The 20,091-nt window shown below is 63.0% G+C and carries 14 protein-coding genes; 5 read left to right on the forward strand and 9 right to left on the reverse strand.

Translation table 11 applies throughout. From position 1 onward, the window contains the following. Positions 1–8 precede the first annotated feature (8 nt). From LFT49_RS20960 to LFT49_RS20975, 4 genes are read right to left on the reverse strand one after another with little or no spacing between them, the layout of a single operon-like run. Positions 9–1,163 (reverse strand): glycosyltransferase family 4 protein, encoded by a 1,155-nt coding sequence (locus LFT49_RS20960; RefSeq protein ID WP_237429304.1) that lies wholly within the window; start codon positions 1,161–1,163, stop codon positions 9–11. Positions 1,164–1,220: 57 nt separating this feature from the next. After that, positions 1,221–2,687, reverse strand: a complete 1,467-nt coding sequence (locus LFT49_RS20965) for a lipopolysaccharide biosynthesis protein (protein WP_237429305.1) — start codon at positions 2,685–2,687, stop codon at positions 1,221–1,223. Positions 2,688–2,710: 23 nt separating this feature from the next. After that, a complete protein-coding gene (locus LFT49_RS20970; RefSeq protein WP_237429306.1) occupies positions 2,711–3,736 on the reverse strand; it encodes an aminoglycoside phosphotransferase family protein in 1,026 nt (341 codons plus the stop codon). Beyond that, positions 3,733–5,547, reverse strand: coding sequence for a hypothetical protein (locus tag LFT49_RS20975; RefSeq protein WP_237429307.1), 1,815 nt, complete (start codon positions 5,545–5,547; stop codon positions 3,733–3,735). The genes LFT49_RS20970 and LFT49_RS20975 overlap by 4 nt, the downstream gene beginning before the upstream one ends. A 625-nt stretch (positions 5,548–6,172) precedes the next feature. On the opposite strand from LFT49_RS20975, the gene LFT49_RS20980 reads away from it, so the two are divergent. The 5 genes from LFT49_RS20980 to LFT49_RS21000 all read left to right on the forward strand — a co-directional run bounded on the left by LFT49_RS20980 (position 6,173) and on the right by LFT49_RS21000 (position 13,608). Continuing rightward, complete coding sequence (locus LFT49_RS20980) at positions 6,173–8,866, forward strand: LuxR family transcriptional regulator (protein WP_237429308.1); 2,694 nt, start codon at positions 6,173–6,175, stop codon at positions 8,864–8,866. Between the two features lie 147 nt (positions 8,867–9,013). Continuing rightward, positions 9,014–10,591, forward strand: a complete 1,578-nt coding sequence (locus LFT49_RS20985; protein WP_237429309.1) for a sugar transferase — start codon at positions 9,014–9,016, stop codon at positions 10,589–10,591. Between the two features lie 51 nt (positions 10,592–10,642). Beyond that, the gene (locus LFT49_RS20990) at positions 10,643–11,752 is read left to right on the forward strand and encodes a Gfo/Idh/MocA family protein (RefSeq protein ID WP_237429310.1); all 1,110 of its coding nucleotides are present in this window, start codon (positions 10,643–10,645) and stop codon (positions 11,750–11,752) included. Positions 11,753–11,800: 48 nt separating this feature from the next. Next, positions 11,801–12,964, forward strand: coding sequence for a DegT/DnrJ/EryC1/StrS family aminotransferase (locus tag LFT49_RS20995; RefSeq protein WP_237429311.1), 1,164 nt, complete (start codon positions 11,801–11,803; stop codon positions 12,962–12,964). After that, positions 12,961–13,608, forward strand: coding sequence for a PglD-related sugar-binding protein (locus LFT49_RS21000; RefSeq protein ID WP_236800362.1), 648 nt, complete (start codon positions 12,961–12,963; stop codon positions 13,606–13,608). Before LFT49_RS20995 ends, LFT49_RS21000 begins: the two co-directional genes overlap by 4 nt. A gap of 4 nt (positions 13,609–13,612) precedes the next feature. Here LFT49_RS21000 and LFT49_RS21005 read toward each other — a convergent pair whose 3' ends face one another. The 5 genes from LFT49_RS21005 to LFT49_RS21025 form a co-directional block, all read right to left on the reverse strand. Further along, complete coding sequence (locus LFT49_RS21005) at positions 13,613–14,914, reverse strand: M18 family aminopeptidase (RefSeq protein WP_236800363.1); 1,302 nt, start codon at positions 14,912–14,914, stop codon at positions 13,613–13,615. Positions 14,915–14,936: 22 nt separating this feature from the next. After that, positions 14,937–16,343, reverse strand: coding sequence for an amino acid permease (locus tag LFT49_RS21010; RefSeq protein ID WP_236800364.1), 1,407 nt, complete (start codon positions 16,341–16,343; stop codon positions 14,937–14,939). Positions 16,344–16,614: 271 nt separating this feature from the next. Next, a complete protein-coding gene (locus tag LFT49_RS21015; protein ID WP_237429312.1) occupies positions 16,615–17,508 on the reverse strand; it encodes an ABC transporter permease in 894 nt (297 codons plus the stop codon). Then, positions 17,508–18,431: an ABC transporter ATP-binding protein gene (locus LFT49_RS21020; protein WP_237429313.1), complete on the reverse strand. Its 924-nt coding sequence runs from the start codon at positions 18,429–18,431 to the stop codon at positions 17,508–17,510. The genes LFT49_RS21015 and LFT49_RS21020 overlap by 1 nt, the downstream gene beginning before the upstream one ends. A 145-nt stretch (positions 18,432–18,576) precedes the next feature. Next, positions 18,577–20,073 carry a bifunctional phosphatase PAP2/diacylglycerol kinase family protein gene (locus LFT49_RS21025; protein ID WP_237429314.1) on the reverse strand — a complete coding sequence of 499 codons (1,497 nt, stop codon included), beginning with the start codon at positions 20,071–20,073 and terminating at the stop codon, positions 18,577–18,579. Between the last annotated feature and the right edge of the window lie 18 nt (positions 20,074–20,091).

Here is a 20,091-nt window from a genome sequence, read left to right on the forward strand (position 1 = left end):
TGCTCAGCTCACGGCAAGGGCTCACGCCCGGGCGGCAGTGCATCCACGGCATCGCGCCAAAACGAGACAAAAGGAAGGACTGCCTGCCGGACAGAATGCTCCTTTTGCAGTTCTCCAATCTCGCTTTCAAGTCGTTCAAGTTCCGCCTGGTCCGTGATGACCATGGAAGCCGCATCGGCCAGCGCCTGCACGGAATTCGGGACTGCAATAAGTCCGCCCACTTTCGACGCTTCACCGAGGGTTCCGGAGTCGAAGCCGAGCACAGGCGTGCCATAGGCGAAAGCACGCGAAACCACGCCGGACGCCGGCAGCATTTTTCCGTAGAACCGACTTGTTTTGTCGTACGGCAAAAGGATCGCCCTCACGGACTCGAAGAAGGCGTCTTCCTCAGCGCCCTCAACGGCGCCAAGAATGGTTACTCCAGGGACGTGCGGAAGCTTTTCCGTTCCACGCCCCGCCACGATCACATCAACCTCGGGCGGAAGCGCCGCACGCAATTCCACGAGCCGCTCGAAACCCTTGCCTTTGGCGGCATGGCCATACAGTCCTACGGCCAGTGGCCGGTCAAAAGCTGGTTTAAGGGCGGCCCTGGAGGGTATGAAGTGCCGCGCCGCCACTGCCGTGCAGGCAGGGAAAGCCTCCCGCAAAGCCCGTGCCCCGACGTCGGTAAGCGCGAACAAAGCAGTCCCTCTCAAAGCTAAGCGCTCAAACTGCTTACTTACCGGCCGAAGCGGAAGGTGGATGCCGTGGTGGAGCCACTTCCTCGCCGCCACGGACTTGAACCGGAAGGGCCACCAAACCGCCCATGGCGGGTCGTGAACCGTGGCTGTAATGACCACGTGCCGGGGACAACCTGCCAACAGCCAGAAGGGCGCCAGCGATGCTGCGGATAATTCGAAATGGACAACAACTGGTCCGTCCGATGCCGCTTTGTCGATGACCTCTGCCAATTGAGCCCGGTAACGCACCAGGTCGAGGATTCCCGCATCTCCGGGCCCGCCGGTCCTGATCTCACGGAAGCAGCAGAAGGAAGGAATTGCCGCAGCAATGAGCTCTTGTGCGTAGTCTCCGACTCCTCCCGAATTCACGCGCGGCGCTACAAGTATCAGGGAGGCGGGAATCAATTTAGGATCACTCGTGGCCGCTTCTTTTGAATTGCTCATGTCACTCCATGCTTCAGGTTGGATCGCTTTGAAGGTTCCGTTGCCTTTAGTCCTGGGTCATGCAGGTTGAGGCCTCTTCCTGCGGAGGAGGACCAGAAGCTCGTCATGCAGTGCGGTAAAACAAAACCTCAGGGTGGCGTACACCGCGCCAATCGCGGCTGCCACCACCAGTACGGCGGTGGGCAATCCGCCGAGGTAGGGAAGGAGGAAGATGCCGAGCCCGGTAATTGCCACGATCACGCTGCATGCCAGCGCAGGGAAGACCGCTTGCAGCAGGGCTTTCGGCGCTACGCCCAGCACTCTGGCTGCCACGGCCTGCATGCCGAACGCGAAAAAGACAGCTGCCGCCATTTGGGCCAGCGCTACTCCGATAATCCCCCACTGGGCGGCGAACAGCAGGACGGGCACCAGCACCGCCAATCGAACGCTGGAAAAAGCGATCGAAATTCCGGGCCGGCCGATTGCCTTGTATACGTCGTTTGCTCCCGCTCCAAGCGAGCGCGCCGCGGCATACAGCGAGAGGAATACAAGTGGGATAACGGAATCGATCCACTTGGGTCCGAAAACCAACGGTACGACCACGGGCGCCAGCACGGCCAGCCCCACACCGGCTGTCATGCCATAGAGGGCCTGTATCCGGACGCCTCTAAGATAGCCATCCCGCAAGCGCCCGGGCTGGTCTTGAACCTGGGTGTACAAGGGAAACAGGACGGTGGAAAGTACGAAGAACACATTGATGATGAGCGCCTCGGGAAGCCGGAATGCCAGCGTGTAGAAGCCCAGGGCCTGGGCCCCGAGCACGGCCGCAATGATCAGATAGTCCACGTCGAAGATGAGCCTCGCGAGCAAGTTACTGCCGGCCACGGGAAGTCCGAACTTGATTGTTGCCCGGATCGCATCCCCGGCCACCCGCCAGATTTGCCAGGGAGCGGAGTGGCGAACAAGGAACCAACAGGCAATCGCATACGCAACTGATCCTGAGGCTGTTCCTGCAGCGAGGGAGAATGCTCCATACCCGGCGAAGGCAAGAATGAGGCTAACCGTTCCGGTGGTGAATGCGCGGAGGACCGGTGCGACTGCCAGCTTCTTGAACTCCAGGTCCCGCCTCAAAAGCGCCTCGGGGACCGCCCCGAGGGCTGTGGCCAGCAGTGAAATAGCGAGCACCCTGACCAAAGGTGCAACCTCGGGCAACTGGAACAGTTCTCCGATCCAAGGCGCCGCCAGTATGGCCAAGACGGCGAGCACGGCACCAAGCACCACCGAGACCAGGAGCGCCGAGCGCGCAGTTACTGCAGAAGCAGGCAGATACACCAGGGCTTGTGCCACTCCGGCATCCGCGACAGTTTCCATGTAAGCCATGAGGACAAGGGCTGCAGCCACGAGCCCGTATTGTTCCGGCGACAGGAGACGCGCAAGCACGATTGTCGTGAGGAGCACGATGCCCTTGCCTGACACGAGTGCGATACCTTGCCAGATTGCTCCCCTGAAACCGACCCGGGCCAGTCCACCACCATCATTAGTCATGTAAGGAACCTTCCCGTGACTGCCTACAGAGCCTGGTCGGCCCAGTCGGTGACCGAGTGGCGCCATAGCCAAAAATCTCGGTCATAGGTGACGGCCGACCGAAGACGCCCTGCCTCCCCGGAAACGGATCCCTGGTCCGCCAGCCGGTAGGCCATGGTTGCGGTGGACCTCGCCCAGGTTGCGATGACCACATATGGGAGCAGGTCCGGGTTAACGCCCCGCCGCCTGAGGTGCTGCGTCACCGAAGCGCCTGCCCAGCCGCCCGCACTGAAGGCGTTGTCGAAGGCACGGAGCTGAAGCTGGCGGGATGACAGCGCATTTTCCTGGGATTGACCAAGGTATTGAAGGTAGAAAACCAAGTCGTGCGCGGGCAGTCCGTCAAGCCGCGAACGCTCCCAGTCGACCACCTGCAACCGTCCATCCTGCTGCAGGAAAAGGTTCTGGTAGCTAAGGTCACCGTGTTCAACAACGGCCGGAAGCTTTTCCTCCCGCAGTGGCACGAGCACTTCATGGGTGCGGTCTATGAGCTCGAGGACTTCATTATCGCCAGGAACCAGCGAAGCGAGATCGTCCAAAGGAGAGCGGACCGTCCTTTCGTACCAGTCCGGGTTTTCCGCGACCTGTTTGGTGCAGGGCAGGGCAGCCACGAAGTCCTCGCCCGCTTGAAGCGCACGGCCAAAGTCTTCCGCGACGATGTGGGGCTCCAACAAGGCGCCCGTCACAGCCGTCTCGATAAGCACTGTTTGTCCGTCGACATCAAGGACGCCAACGACCTCCGGTGCCCCCTGTCCGGACTCCACCCCCAGCGCCCTGAGTTGGAGCAAAACGTCTGCTTCCTTGCACACGCTGGCGTTGTCCCCCGGCTGGCGGGGAATCTTCACCACCAGGCTGGGGTCCCGCGCGCCCTTGGCGAAGATCAGTGCCACTACGTGGCGGGACGTGACGAACTGCGGTGTAAGCAGCAGGGAGGTCCACCCGCCACGAAGACCAAAGGATCCAAGTGAGAGTTCGCGGTAGTGGTCGCGGAGGATCTGATCAATGTATTTCACGCTGACTCCTGGTGGCCGGCTTCTTCCACCCGTCGGCCGATCACTATGCCTGCGGGCGCGGCAATGTTGAACAGGCCCAGCCTTAGGGCCAGCCTCGCGACAGGTGCCTTGGCCTTCCCAAAGCGTGCACTTGAGTAGTGGGCGATGGTATTCCTGACGGCGGTTTCAGAGGCAGTGGGTACAAGACGCTCCGGATGTTCGAGCGTCGGGACGAGCCAATGGATTTCCACCTCGTCGAAGCCTGCCCGTTCCAGGGCACGTTTCCAGCCGCCGAGGGTATGCGGGCCTCGACCCGGGGTGAATTTCCGTTTTACCTGCAGACAGATCCAGCCGTCGGCGCTAAGGGACCGGATACCCTTTTCAAACAGCAGGAGGTCTGGCTGCGAGAGCAAGACAAGGTCGAATTCAACTGCTCCAGTACTTCCATCCATGGCAATCCGGGTGGCACCCGGATCCAACAGGCTCAGGGATGCGGCGGTGTCCGGACCAATGTGGCCCCCGTAGCCCACCCTTCCGCACTGTGCGACCGGAAGCAGGAACCGCCAATCGAGCAAGGTCCACAAGTGCAGTGGCAGCCGCGCCGGCTCAGCAGGGTCCGCGGCCTCCTCCCCCACCAACGTGCGCCACATAAGGCTTGATGCCTCTTTCCTCACCTCGGAGGCTGATCGGCTGGCATCAACAATGCGGGCCGTTGGAAGGTTCCCAGCCAGCTCCAGGTAGGCCGCCCTCCACTCCTCCAATATCTGGGGACTGTGTTCTCCCTTTCGTTTGAACATCAGCTCACCGGGCGCGTCGAGGACCAGCACAAGATCGGGTGTCGGTTGAAGGCGCAGGGCAAGTGCATCGGTCAGCGCACCAAGGCGGCTTTTAGTTTCGGGACTGGCCAATAAGGTGTCTTCAGCGAGCCTGTCCATGAGCACCAGCCGGCCGCGGAACGAGACGTACCTTGCGGTGAGGCTACCGCGAAGTATGCGGAATACCTTCCTGGCAACCACAGCGCCTGGAACCCGACGGACCCAGGGATCGTGCCGGCTGCCCGACCAAAGGCCCATATAGACATAAGTCGAGGGCAGTGGAGAGTGCGACTGCAATTCGACGAGCAGAGTGGTTTTGCCCGCTCCATCCGGCGCGAGCACTCCGATCACAGGTCCCCTGCCCTTGAGATACGGTCCCACGCGTCGAAGCACTCTGTGGGTTACCGAAATCATCTTGGGCGCGGATGTGTTTCGCGTCCAGTTTCCTGACAGAGACGCCGCGGCGGCGGGGACATCCTGAAAATTGCCGGAACCCAGTAAATCCAGGAGGTCCTGGGCTTTCCCCTTTCCGAATTTGCGGTCAAGGAAATCAGCCACTGGGTCAGAAGCCGAAGCCACGGCAGTGGCCCCAAGGGCAACCGGTACTCTCTCGGGTGCAATGTGTCCCTTGTCCAGCACCAAGTGCAGGATCTGAAGCCATGCCTTGTCCCGGAGTTCCGGAAGCCAGAGTGGTCCATGGGCGACCCGGCGCCGCAGACAGTCGGCGGCAAGGCCCGTCCGCAGCTCCTGGAACTTTCCGAAAGCAATGTCCGAAACAATGTCCAGTTTTATCCAGGAATCCTCATTTGGAAGATAGCAAAAATAGAAATGGTGGCTTCCGTGTCCTTGTGCCATTACCCGGCGGAATCCTGCAGCCTCAAGGACGCGGTCCAAACGGGGCAGTAACTTTCGGGAAACCAGCAAGTCAACATCACCGGCGGGGTGCATAAGATCGTCCTCACCCCGCAATAGAGTCCAGGACTGTCCGGTATCTTCCAAGGTCCGAAAAACGGACATCAAAACAGGATTGATATTTAGTTCGAACTGGGCACCGGAATCGGGTATAAACTTGGCGAACCGATTAGGGTGTGCAACCGAATCCGGAAGCCCGGGAAATATCGACAATTCACTTACCCCTTAAGACACGTCGTTTCCGGACCGGGCCGTGTGGGCCGGCAAGGGAGTGCGTGCTCCCAGTTTGGTCACTGCTGCCGGCAACGCAGCCATGGCTTGTGGCCGTCTGGTGAGCATACGCCGCCCCTGAGCAGGCATCACGAGTAGTGAGTACTCGCTTTTATGGACGGAAGCCCATTGGAGTACGTAAGTATGGGGGTAGCTGCGCGGCGGTGGCCGTTAGGTAGGGGAGGGTAGCGCCGCAGTCCATTAGGTAGCTAGGGAGCATGGCGCCCGTCTTGATGAAAAGAAGGGGCGATCTTGATGAAATCCAGAAGAACTTTGTATGGCGCTGGCTCCGGATTCACGGCTATATTCTCATTTACGGCTGGGTACCGCGCCGAAGGCGATAAGCCGACGGCCTGCCGCTCCCGTGGTTATTAGCTTAACCACGAGGCGACGCTTAGGGATTTATTACTACTAAAAATCGAAAGAATGCAGGTCTCCTTCTTCGAGAATTGGGGACCCCATGTCATTGGCAGGACGAAAGAGGGAGTTGGACAGGCTCCTCTCCGTGATTAGAGGGCCGAAGGATGCCGCCCTTGCCGTGATCGGTGTCCATGGGGTCGGGAAGTCGGCACTGGTTTCCGAAACTCCGCATCTTTCCGACTACCGGACCGTCTTTCTCGGCGCGAGCGCATTCGAGTCCGCCTGGCCTATGTCCGGGCTTACCGCCCTCCTGAATGCGATGGACGATCCCGTTCTCAACGGAATTGCAGACCAAATCCTCCGCGATACGCCTGGAACCCTCGACGCGCCGGCAATATCCGCCCTGCTGCTCAGGGGCCTGCACCAGCGCTCTTCGTCCAGGACCGTCATTGTTATCGACGACGCAGACCAACTGGACCCAAGCAGCCAGGCAGTGATCGGCTTTCTCGCCCGCCGCCTTGCAGGGACGGATATCGCACTGATTGTCTGCCTGCGGGAAGAGATTCCTGACAGCCCATTTTCGGGCCTGCCCGTCCTCACCCTTCATCCCTTGAGCTACAGCGACACAGTCAAGATGCTCGAGGCCCTTCCGGTCAGTCAGGGTACCAACGCCGCTGCCCACGCAGTCGCCGGAGCCAGCCGCGGGAACCCGCTCGCCGCCGTCGAACTTTACAACCAGTTGCTGGAACGCCAGGCCGAGGGCAAGTTTGCCCTCCCTGTCCCCCTGCCCTGCAAGGGCAGTTTCGAAGCCGAATTCGCCTTGGCCGTAGGAGGACTGACGGCAGCGGCCCGCAGCGTCCTGGACCTCCTATCCCTATCGTTCCGAAGCGACATCTCCGCAATAGAGAAAGTCAACCCCAATGTCTGGGCCGCGGTGGAGGAGCTGCTGGGCCGCGGACTCGTGCAACGGACAGGCTCCTATGTAGGTATCCGCGACCAACTGCTCCGCGGGTACATCTTCGGATCGATGACGCCTGCCGTCCGCACTGCCAGCCACTCGGCACTGGCGGAAGCTTCGGAAGCTACAGATCCCTACGCACGAAGGTGGCACCTCAGCTTCACCGCCCTGGAACGGCAGACACCCTTTGGCTTGCTGCGCCACGCGGTCGACCTGATAAGGGCCGGGGAAGTCCCCTTCGCCGTCGAATACATCGAGCGGGCACTGAGCATCAACCCCTGGGAGGCTGAGACCGCTGCCCGCCTTTCCACTGTGGCTGAGCTTTTGTTCAACCGCGGAGAGTTTGTTTACTCCAGGCGCTATCTGGAGTGGGCTCAGCGGATAACGCGGAATCCGGCCCTCATCCTGCGTCTGACGGGGCTTTCATTCGAAATAGGTTTCATCCAGGGTGCAGCAATCCGTTCTGCCATGGTCCTGCGCCTCGTGAAGGAATTCGGCCAGTTCGATCCATCCTTTGCTGCCAACTTGCTTGCTGTGGCTGCCGTCTATTATGCGGAACGGTGGGAACTCGCAGACGCGAGGGACATCCTGTGCCACGCACGGGAGTTCGCGGATTCCGCTTCCGAAGAATGCCTTGAGATCACGCAGCGCGCAAGGATGCTGACCGAGATTATTGGCGGCGAGCCGGAGCCTGCAAAGCCCAAGTATGCCCCGGACGGTGACAACACCATTGCAGGCCTGCTGATCCATGGCCGCGCCCTCAGCTATGCGGAAAGGCACAGTGAGGCGCAGGAAATCTTCGCGCGGGTGCGTTCTTCCGCAGCAGACGCCAACTGTAATTGGCGCGAAACGGCCCTTTTCGCCGCGGCAGACAACGAAATCAGGGCGGGCAATGTCCGGACTGCCGTGAAGCTGGTTGACGAGCTCGAACTGCGCGAGCCCGACTCCAACTACCACCGCGGGATGCGCCATGTCCTCCGGGCATGGCGGGCCCACGCTCTGGGTGATGAGCCAATGGCCCAGACCCATGCGAAGGAAGCACAGCGCCACGCCGGCGTTGAGAGCCATGCCGCCATCACCGCCCAGCTTGCCTCCTGGCAGGGGCACTTCGCGTTGCTCCGAGGCGACCTCGCCGAATCGCTTGCCCAGCTTTCGCGCGCTGCGGAGATCGGCGTGCGGTTCAACAATCCCACCTTGCTCCGCTGCGATGCGGATCTTGTGGAGGTCCTGGTTCGACTGGGACGCCACCGCGAGGCTACCCAAGCCCTAGCAAGCCTGGAAAGCCGCTCCGTAGGGCTTCGGTCCCCCTGGTTGATGGCAGCGGTTGCACGGAGCCGGGCCATTTTGGCAGACGGCGAACAGTCCCTCCAGCTGTTTGCCCAGGCGCTCGAGAACCGGAACCGGCATGAGTCTCTGCTTGAGCGTGCCAGGACAATGTTGTCCTACGCCGAACGGCTAAAGGCGCTGGGAAGGTTGCGGGACGCGCGGGACGAGATGATGCGGGCCAAGGTCATATTCGACGAAATCGGGGCCAACGCCTGGCTTCAGCAGGTGGATGCCCTCCTGCTCAATGAAAGGGTGGAAGCACCAGGTCCGCAAGGTAACCCGGCCCTGCTCCTGCTCGCCGACCATGAGCGGGTCCTGGCAAATATGGTCGCAAGGGGCATGCGCAATAAGGAAATAGCGGCCACGCTGTTCGTTTCCGTGCGGACGGTGGAAGTGCGTCTTACCGCCATCTACCGCAAACTCGGCGTCGAGTCACGGGCCCAGCTGACTGCCCTTGCTGCGGGGAAAGCGAAGTCCCAGCCGGAGCCCTACGTCCTGCCTGTCCTTTAAGTCCGAGGGCTCCGCAGTCTCCGCATTTCCCACAACACACCGTCGCAGGATCCACAGGGAACCTGCCGAAACCCGGCGCATGCTGCTCTCCCCAGCTAGCTTTGCGTCAGAGTCACATTACAGGTGAACAAACCGTTAGGGGCCACGATGGCAGAAGTACCTATTACCCGGGAACGGAACACAATCCCCTACAAGAGGACTGGCCGCCCTATCTACGCCGGCAACCTTGGAAGCGACTATCCTCCCCGTGGCATCTACGCAGGATCGGCAGGGCCTGTTGCCCTCGTGGACGTACCAGCCAAGGGACGGGAATCGTCTGCCGACTGGATCGCAACCCATATCAATCTTTTGAGGATTACGGACAGCCTCCTGGTGGCAGGCTCCGTCGTGCTGGGTTCCGAGCTGGCCAACCGCGGATTGTTCCGTGACGGGTCCAAGGCTGGAGCCGTAGCCACGGCAGCAGTGGCCTTGATTTGGATCGCCGCGTTGGAGATTCACCGGACACGCGATCCCAAGGTCCTGGGGGTCGGCGCTGACGAGTATAAGCGTGTAGCTGGGGCTACCTTCCGCGTCTTTGGTTTCCTTGCTTTGGCCGCCGTGATCTTTTCGATCCAAGGCGGTGCCGCCCTGGCCACCGTTTCCCTCCCCGTGGGAATCGTTGCGCTCACCGCCAACCGCTGGGCGTTCCGGCGCCGGCTTGCCACGGAAAAGGCAAAGGGGCGGCACCTGTCGCGGGCCATCGTTGTCGGCGAACCTGAGGACGTCCGCTATGTGGTCCACCAGATCGAGAAGAAATCGGGTCCCGTCTACGAAATCCTGGGTGTCTGCCTCCCGGGTTCCCGGCGGGGGGCACGGCTGCGGGTAGACGACCGACTGGTCCCGGTCCTTTCGTCCACGGATGACATTCCGCGAACGGCAAGGCTCGCCACGGCGGATGCTGTGATCATCGCCGGACCTCTCCCGGGAGGGAACAGGTTCATCCGGGAGCTGGGGTGGAAGCTGGAGGAGTGTTCGGCGGAGATGGTGCTGGCAGCAACCCTGACCAACGTGGCAGGGCCCCGTATCCATTGGCGCCCCGTGGAGGGACTGCCGCTCATGCACGTTGACATCCCCCAGTACTCGGGCGGAAGGCACATCCTTAAGCGGGTGGTGGATGTGGCACTTGCCGGCACCGCACTCCTGGTCTTGGCACCGATTCTGCTCCTCCTTGCCGTCATCGTCAGGAAAGACAGCCCCGGCCCGGTCCTGTTCCGCCAAGAGCGCATCGGAAAGGATGGAAAGACGTTCGGAATGTACAAGTTCCGGTCGATGGTGGTGGATGCCGAGGAACGCCTGGCAACTTTGACCAAGAACAACGAGGGCTCAGGCGTACTTTTCAAAATGCACAACGATCCACGGGTCACCAAATGCGGCCGTTGGATGCGCAAGTATTCGCTGGATGAGTTGCCGCAGCTGTGGAACGTCCTGGTGGGCGATATGAGCCTGGTGGGGCCCCGCCCTCCCCTCGCCAGCGAGGTCAGCGCGTACGAGCGGCATACCCACCGACGCCTCCTGATCAAGCCCGGCCTTACGGGGCTCTGGCAAATCAACGGGCGCTCGGACCTTTCATGGGATGAAGCCGTGCGCCTGGACCTGTACTACGTCGAAAACTGGTCGATCGCCGGGGACCTGCTGATTCTGTGGCGCACTTTCCGTGCCGTTGTTCAGCCTTCCGGCGCCTACTGACAGCTCAAGCAGGAAGAGGACGAGATGAATGCCGTGGCACACAATTTCGGCTTGGACAACCAGTCGGCTGCCAAGTTGGGAATGGCCGTCGTGGGCGCCGGATCCAGGGGCGCTGCTCTGGCCAGGACCTTCCAGGCCTCCCCCGGCTGGGAATTGGCGGCAATATGCGACGTAGACATTGACCGGGCACGCAGGCTCGCCGCGAAACTCGGAGCTGTCCCCTGTTTCGAAACGATAGATGAACTGCTGGACAGCGTCGACGTAGATACTGCCGCAATTGCCACCCCGCTGGGTGCCCTCCATGGAACGGCCATGACGGCCTTGCGGGCCGGCAAGCATGTCCTGGTGGAAGAGCCCCTCGCAGACAGCCTGGCACACGGACAGGAGATGGTGTCGCAAGCGAAAACGGGTGGTCTTGTCCTGATGGCCGACCATCCCCATTCCTTTGAGCCGGCCATCCAGAAAATTCAAAAGCTGATGGACACCGGTTCATTGGGCGAGATCCTTTTTGTCGAAGCCCTCCTGTCCGAAACCAACCTCCTGAAGACAGAGCGGGACGTGTTTTGGGATCTGGCGCCGGGCGACTTTGCCATCCTGGACCAGGTACTCCCGGACGGCCTGGCTCCCCTGGACGTCTCAGCCTTCGGCGGTGACCCTTTGGGCACCGGACGTGACTGTGTGGGCCACATCTATTTCAGGCTTCCCAATGATGCCCCTGTCCACCTCCACGTCAACAGGCTCAGCCGGGCCAGAAGCCACCAACTGGTGATAGCGGGTACCCGGCTCACGCTGGTTTGGGATGCCAAACTGCACAAGGAGCGTCTGCGGGTCTTTGACCCCTGCCTGTCCGCCCAGCAGAAACTGACGGCCCCATATTGCCCGGAACCCGACCTTCTCCAATTGCTGGGCGAAGACGGCACCCTGTTGACCATTGAGCAGCAGACAATGGATCGGCTGGCGGCTGAGTTTTCAAGCCGGATCCGACGCCAAAGGGACGGGTACGCACCGCACCTGCCCGGGCTGAGGGTCCTGGCAGTGCTGGAAGCCGTCGCCCGGAGCAGGAGCCTTGATGGCCAAGTGTCCGGAGTTCTTGCGCCGCTTCAGGAAGGCCCGGGCGATCTCTCCGGGGACTGGTCGCAGAGCATCTTGTGGACCACGTAGAGGCAGCCATTGTCTTCCTCCTGCTCCTCCAAGGAAAGTTGGTGTCCCGTGGCTACTGAGTCAGTAGTTGCCAGGATAGAAGTCGTGAAGCCGTGGCTCGGGCAAGAGGAAGCCGATGCCTTGGCCGACGTGGTTCATTCCGGTTGCCTTACCCAAGGCAGGAAAGTCAGGGAATTTGAGGCTGCTTTCGCAGCCGCCCAGAGCGCCCGCTTTGCCGTCGCAACGTCGAGTTGCACCGCAGCCCTGCATCTCGCCTTGGTGGTGGCCGGTATCGGCCCGGGCGACGATGTGGTGGTTCCGTCCCTTTCCGTCGTAGCCACAGTGAACGCCGTCACCTATGTGGGTGCAAGGCCTGTGTTCTGTGACGTCGACCCTGCCACCGGGAACGTGACTGCAGAAACGATCCATGCCGCCCTGACCCTGGACACGCGCGCGGTGATCGTAGTGGACCAAGCCGGTGTGCCTGTGGATCTCGACCCTATTCGGGACCTTTGCAACCGCCACGAGATCACACTGATCGAGGATGCCGCCTGCGCGGTGGGGTCACTTTATAGAGGAAAGCCCGTTGGGACTGGATCAGACATTGCCGTGTGGTCATTTCATCCCGATCACATTCTCACTACTGGTGAGGGCGGCATGCTCACCACCCGCCGGGCGGACTGGGCCGCCCGCGCCCGGGCCCTGCGCGGGCATGCAAGCAACCTGACGCGGCCGAACACGGAGCAGTTCGTCCCTCCCCGGGAGGTGTGCCTGGAAGTGGGCTTCGATTACCAGATGACCGACCTGCAGGCAGCGATCGGGATCTGCCAGCTACGGCGGCTTCCGGCCATGGTGGAACGCCGGCGGTGGATTGCGGGCATTTATGCAGGCGCTTTGTCAGGCCTGGATGGCCTGCGGTTTGTAACTGATCCTCCCTATGGCACGACGAATTTCCAGTCCCTCTGGATGGAAGTCCTTCCCGCATTCCCGGCGACGCGCGAATTATTGCTGGAACGGCTGGCAGAGGCCGGGGTGACTGCGCGGCGGGGAGCCTACGCCGCCCATCGGCAGCCCGCCTACAGATGGCGGGATACCGGCAACACGCGACTTCATAACACTGAACGGCTCAGTGAGCGGACTTTGGTCCTGCCGGTATTCCATGAACTGGATGCCACCAGCATCAACCGCGTCATCAACGCCATCCGGAAAACAGCATCCCCGGTGGGCACGTGAGCGAACTGATACTGGTTGCCGCAACTGGCCTCGCCCGCGAAGTCCTTGCGATGGTTCGCAGCAGCGGGCAGTACGACGTCGTCGGCCTGCTCGACGATGACAAGGAAATGGCGGGTGTGACAGTAGACGGCGCCCCCGTCCTGGGCAGCATTGGTGAAGCTCCGAACTACACACACGCCTTCTTGCTCGTGTGCGTGATGGCCAGCAAGGAACGTGAGGCCGTGGTGGCGCGGCTTGCATCGCTGGGAATCAACGACTCCAGGTACGCCACGGCGGTGGATCCCACCGTCCAGTTTCCCGAGGGGTGCCGGGTGGGGCGGGGCAGCATCTTGCTGCGGAATGTCACCCTCACTGCCGCTGTTACCTTGGGGTCGCACGTGGTGGCCATGCCAGCGGTGACGTTTTCGTACGACGACGACGTGTCCGACTTTGCCACGTTCGCCGCCGGCGTTTCGCTGGGCGGCGGAGTCAGGGTTGGCAGGGGCGCCTACCTGGGGTTGAATTCCAGCGTTCGGGACAGGACCTCAGTGGGAGACTACGCGACGATCGGAATGGGCGCCGCAGTCCTCAGCAACGTCCCTGACGGGGAAACGTGGGTGGGGGTACCCGCCCACGAGATCGATCACCGGGGATTCATCCGTTAGGAAACTACGCAGCCGTCCCGAAGAACAGCTCCGCCACCGTGGCCAGGCGCAGGGGGTCCTCAACCCCGCACAGCTCCCTTGCTGAGTGCATGGACAGCAGCGGCACGCCCACGTCCACAGTCCGGATGCCCAGCCGGGTGGCGGTGAGCGGGCCGATGGTGGAGCCGCAGGGCACCACGTTGTTGGACACGAACTCCTGGTAGGGCACGCCGGCTTCGCGGCACAGCCGTGCCCAGAAAGCGGCGCCGTACGCGTCCGTGGCGTAGCGCTGGTTGGCGTTGATCTTCAGGAGCGGACCGCCGTTCAGCACGGGATGGTTGGCGGGATCGTGCCGCTCCGGATAGTTCGGGTGCACCGCGTGCCCGGCGTCGGCTGAGAGGCAGAACGACGCCGCCAGGGCCTGCCGCCGCTGGCCCACCGTCGCGCCGAGGCCGTCAGAGATGCGCACCAGCACGTCTTCAAGGATGGGTCCGCACGCACCGGATCGGGAGTTGGAGCCGATTTCCTCGTGGTCGAACGCGGCCAGGACGGCAATGGGGCCGCCGGCATCCCCGGAGCCCGCGTGCGCAACCAGCGCCGCAAGCCCGGCGTGCGTGGCTGAAAGGTTGTCCAGCCGCCCTGATGCGAAGAACTCCCCCTTGCCGCCGAAAACCGCAGGCTCCTGCGTGTCCGCGATGACGACGTCGTACCCGCCGATCTGTCCCGGATCGACGGGGGAGCCGGCAACCGAACCTGCCAGCACGCCCAGCAGGTCCGAATCCGTAGGATTCCCCAGCCCCCACACCGGGTTCATATGCCGCTGCTTGTCCAGGGTGAGCCCCTCGTTCACGGCCCGGTCAAGGTGGATGGCCAGCTGCGGGAAGCGGAGCAGCGGGCCGGTGGCCGTGAGGTGCTCTGCGCCGTCGAGCATCACCAGCCGGCCCGCGAGCCGGAGCTCGCGGTCCAGCCAGGAATTCAGCAGCGGTCCGCCGTAGATTTCCACTCCGGCCTGGAGCCAGCCGTGGGCACCGGTGGTGGGCTTGGGCTTGAGCTTGAACGACGGCGAATCGGTGTGCGCCCCGAGGATGTTGAACCCCGTGGTTGGCCCCGCACCTTCGGGGACCACCCACGCGATCAGTGCGCCGTCCCTGATGATGAAGAACCGACCCGGCCCGCCCTCCCAGGGCTGCAGTTCATCCAGGCGGGTGAACCCGGCCTCCTCCAGCCGCCGGCCGCCCTCGTGCGCAGCATGGAAGCTCGACGGCGATGCGCTGACATAGGCGCCAAGGTCCTGGATGTGGTCTGCGGCAGAGGAAGGCAAAGGCATGGTCCCGAGTTTAGCGCCGCGCCTACTCCGCAGGTGCCGCTGCGGGTTCGACCTCCACGGCGTCCGGCTGGCCGGCGGCAGCGCCGTGCCGACGGTAACGGAGCACACCGACCGCCACGACCACGGCAGCCAGGGCCAGGGAGAGCAGCAGCGATTCCCGGGTGGACTCCACGATCACCATGCCGATGAGCAGGGCCACGATGCTGATGATCGCTGCCCAGGTGAGGTACGGGAACAGCCACATCTTCAGCTGCAGGTCCTTGGCCGCGGCGCCCATGCGGCGGCGGAGGACAAGCTGCGACGCCGAGATGACCAGCCATACGAACAGGGCAATGGCCCCCGAGGTGTTCACCAGGAAGAGGAACACGGTGTCCGGTGCGATGTAGTTCAGACCGACCGTGACGAACCCGACCACAGTGGAGGCAAGGACGGCAGCGGCGGGAACACCCCGGCGGGAGATGCGGGTCCATGAGCGCGGCGCGTCACCGCGGGTAGAGAGTGAGAACAGCATGCGGCTGGCGGTGTAAAGACCGGAGTTCAGGCAGGAAAGGACGGAAGTAAGAACTACGACGTCCATGATGGTTCCGGCGCCGGGGATGCCGAAGAGTTCGATGACCGCCACGTACGGGCTCTTGGCCACGGAGGCGGAGTTCCAGGGAAGCAGGGTGACCACCACGGCGATGGAGCCGATGTAGAAGACCAGGATGCGCCACACCGTGGATTTCACTGCCTTCTTGACGGCATCCACAGGGTTTTCGGATTCGCCGGCTGCGATGGTGGCGATCTCAGCGCCGAAAAAGGAGAAGACCACCACAAGGATGCCTGCCAGGACCGCACCCGGGCCATTGGGCATAAAGCCGCCGTTGTTGATCAGGTTGCTCAGCCCCGGTGCGGGGACGCCCGGAACGAGGCCGAGGATGGCGGCAGCGCCGAAGAGGAGGAACAGGACGATGGCAGCGACCTTGATGGACGCGAACCAGAACTCGAACTCACCGTAGGACTTCACGGAACCGAGGTTGGTCAGCGTCAGCAGCACCATGAGGACAAGGGCCCACACCCACTGGTCGATGCCCGGCACCCAGCGGTGCATGATGGCAGCGCCTGCGGTGGCTTCGATGCCCAGGACGATGATCCAGAACCAGGCGTAGAGCCAGCCGATGCTGAACCCTGCCCAGCGGCCCAGTGCCTTGTCGGCGTAGGTGGAGAACGAGCCTGTCTCGGGGTTGGCTGCGGCCATCTCGCCCAGCATGCGCATCACCAGGATGACCACCAGGCCGGCGGCCGCGTACGCCACGAGGATGCCCGGGCCGGCCTGCTGGATGGCTGCCCCCGAGCCGACGAAAAGTCCTGCACCAATCACGCCGGCGATGGCGATCATGGACAGGTGCCTGGGTTTCAGGGACTTTGAAAGTTGCTGGTCAGCATGCATGGAAGCGCCGTCCTGTTGGGAAATAGCATGGGTTGAGCGACGTGCCTTGGTGGACACCGGCGGACCGTGTGATGCACCACATCGTCGTTTCACCCTAGGTCCGCCATTATCCGCCCTGCTTTGTGCAGTTCAACAGATCTGCCTCCGGCGAACAGGACGGCCCTCCAAGCAGGAACCATCACGAGCAAGAAAAGTTTCCTCCCAGGCATATTTGTCATGTGCCGGAAACCACGCCGCTACGGATGCATGGCCGGAAGCAGGAGCCCGGAGGTCAGACGTCCCGGCGTTTGAGCAGCACGGCGGCCAGCAGGACGGGAACCACCACCCAGGCGCCCAGGACCAGTCCGGCCTGCCACGCCTCGAGGGTGTCCGGAACGTGCTGCACAGCCGTCAGCGGCTCAACGGTGTTGCCGGGCAGGTACTTCCGGGCTTCCTTGAAGAAGTCCCCGGGGATGAGCTGGAAGGCAAGAGGTGCCACGAAGAAGATGCCCACCAGGCTCATGATGCCACCGGCGGAGTTCCGCAGCAGCGTGCCCAGGGCCATGCCGATGGCGGCGACGGCGGCCACGTAGATGCTGTTGACCAGGAGGAGCTTCACCGACTGGGAGCTGGCCAGGTCGAGTTTCAGGCCGTAGTTGTCCAGGATGGGCACGGCAACCAGCCCGGCCACCCAGGTGGACACGGCGGTGACCACGAACGACGTCACCATCACCACCACCAGCTTGGCGGCAAATGCGGGGATCCGCTTGGGTACGGCTGCGAAGGTGGACCGGGCCATGCCCGTAGTGAACTCGGAACTCATCAGGAGCACACCCAGGGACCCGAGGATCAGTTGCGCGAAGGCGATACCGGAGGTGGGGGCGCTGATGGCAAGGTCTCCGCCCTGGGATGCCATCCTCGAGGCCGCCTGCGGATCACGGGTGGCGGCATTCGTGAACTGTCCTGTCCCCCACGCCGACAGCGCACCGAATCCCACCATGACCACCGCCGTGGAGGCGAGCAGGATCAGGGTGGAGAGCAAGCTGCGGAATTTGATGATCTCCGAGTTGAGGACCCGCAAGAAGGTGGGACCGGGAAGGGACCTTCCGGCGTTGCGGGAGGCTGGTCCGGCGGGGGACGGTGCCGGTTCGCGGGAGGACGTTGACTCAGTGGTTGTGGAACTCATTACTTGCTGACCTCCACAGTGGGCAGGGAGTGGTATTCGACGTCGTCCTTGGTCAGTTCCATGTATGCCTCCTCAAGGCTGGCAACAAGGGGGGTGAGTTCATAGACCATGACCTGGTTTTCCAGGGCGGTCGCGGCGATTGCTTTGGGCTCCAGGCCCGTTACTTCGAGCAGTTCCCGCTCCGGCACGTCAACGGAGGCACCCCGCGCAGACAGCAGCTGATGGAGCCGGTCAGGTTGGTCGGTACGGACGCGGACCCGTGACTGGCCCTTGCCGGTGATGATGTCCTTGATGGGTGCGTCGGCAATCACCCGGCCGCGGCCAATGACTATCAGGTGGTCCGCAGTCTGGGCCATCTCGCTCATCAGGTGGCTCGAAAGAAACACTGTGCGCCCCTGCCCGGCCAGGTACCGCACCAGGTTCCGCACCCACACCACCCCCTCGGGGTCCAGGCCGTTGACCGGTTCGTCCAGGATGAGGGTCTGCGGGTCCCCCAGCAGGGCAGCGGCGATACCCAGCCGCTGGCCCATGCCCAGTGAAAAGCCGCCGGCCTTCTTGCGGGCCACGGCCTCCAGCCCGGTCATCTCGATCACCTCATGCACCCGCGCTTTGGGGATGCTGTGCGTGGCCGCCATGGCCAGCAGGTGGTTGTAGGCGCTGCGGCTGGTGTGGACGGCTTTGGCGTCGAGGAGGGCACCCACCTGCCGCAGTGGCGCCTTGTGCCGGACGTATGGCAGGCCGTTGACCGTAACAGATCCGGATGTGGGCCGGTCCAATCCCATGATCATGCGCATGGTGGTGGACTTTCCTGCCCCGTTGGGGCCCAGAAAGCCGGTGACTTGCCCTGCCTTAACGGTGAAACTGACACCGGCCACGGCGGTTTTGGCACCATAGACCTTGGTCAGCCCGTTTGCCTCGATCATGATTCATCCTTCGGACGGCAGCACGCGGCTGCGGACGGTTTTCGCTGGGTGTTCTTGCCCCACGCTACCGGGGTGCGGGCAGCGTTTTGCCTCGTATCAGGGATGATTCAGGGGAGAATCAGGGTCCTCCCCGCGCCCGCTCCCCTCAGGAGCGCGGTGAGTAGTACGTCAGCGCCTTCGGCCGGACCTTGTAGGCCACGCTTCGGACTCCGGCCAGGGCCTCTCCGTCCACGGCCAGCGCCATGGGGGCACCGTCGGCGTCGATCCTGACCCCCGTGGCCTCCCGGAGATGCGTGATCCGGGAGCTTGCCACGGTGCCCGTGAGCACGGACCAGAGCAGGCGCAGCCTTGCAAAGGACTCATCGGCGGTGATCAGCCGGACATCCAGCACACCGTCGTCCATGACGGGCCGGATCAGGGGCGCATGGTCGCGCGGGTAGTACCGGCCCCTCCCCAGGTAGGCAATCCACACTTTGTGCCGCTTCCCGTCCACGGTGAGAGTGGTGGGCGTACCCGCGGCGAAGGTCCGGAACATGGCAACGACGCCGGCCAGCGGTTTTCCGAGCGCGGGCTGCAGGTGCTCGCGCCGTCGGACAAAGTTCGGGTAGAGGCCGATGCTCGACGTGTTCAGCATTGCCACCTCGGATACCTCCGGGTTCCCGGCCAGGCCCCGCTCTGCGGTCACCACTCCGATGTCTGCGAGTGCGGCCTCACCGTTGCTTGCCGCCCGCACGGCATCCTTCAGGCTGCCCGTCCCCGCGTCCCGGGCAAAGTGGTTCAAGGTCCCACCGGGGAGGACCAGCAGGGGCAAAGAACGGTCGACGGCGGCAGCGGCCGCCGTGCCCACGGTCCCGTCTCCGCCCCAAACACCCAGGGCGCGGGTACCAGGGTAATCAGCAGTAGCGGCGATCCGCTCCACCAGGTCCTCGTCAGGCTGCACGGTATTTATATGAGCTTTGGGAAATACTTCCTGCAAAGCCTCGGCGGTCTCTTCTTTGAAGGAGCCGCCAAGGGTGTTGACCACGATGCTGAGGCCTTCACCACCAGGCAGTTCGGGGGCACTGGTCCAAGCCCGGTTGGTCTGCGGGATGGGCGGGCGGACCGGCCACCAGTGGCGGGTCACCAAGGCAGCGCCGGCACCGAGGGCGGAGCCGAACAGAACATCGGAGGGCCAGTGCGCCCCAGTGTGCACCCTTGAATAGGCCACACCTAAGGCAGCCGGTGCCAATGCGGTGCCCAGGGCGGGGCGGACCAAACCCACTCCCACTGCGAACGCCACGGCGGATGCGGAATGGCCGGACGGCATGGAAGAACTGGTGGGCTGCGGATGCACGAAGCGGAAGACCGGCAGATGTTCAGGGAGCGGACGGGTCCGGGGGAGCAGCGTCTTGAACACCACGTTGGTCACCGCCGAGGCTACCCCCTGGGCAATCAGGCCATGCAGCGCAGCCCTCCTCGTCTTGCCCGGGAAGAGCGCCATGACAGCCGCCGTGCCAATCCAGAGTTTGCCTTGGTTGGCGGCAGCGGAAAGCCGCCGGAAGAAGACGTCGTGGTTACCGCCCGGCAGGTCTGAAACATGCCTCAAGAGGTATTTATCGAGCCGGCTGATCCAGGTCCGGCCCCGTGGCCTGCTGATTTGCATGTGATCACCCTAACCCCA

This window comes from Arthrobacter sp. FW306-06-A (assembly GCF_021870055.1).
Lineage (GTDB): Bacteria > Actinomycetota > Actinomycetes > Actinomycetales > Micrococcaceae > Arthrobacter.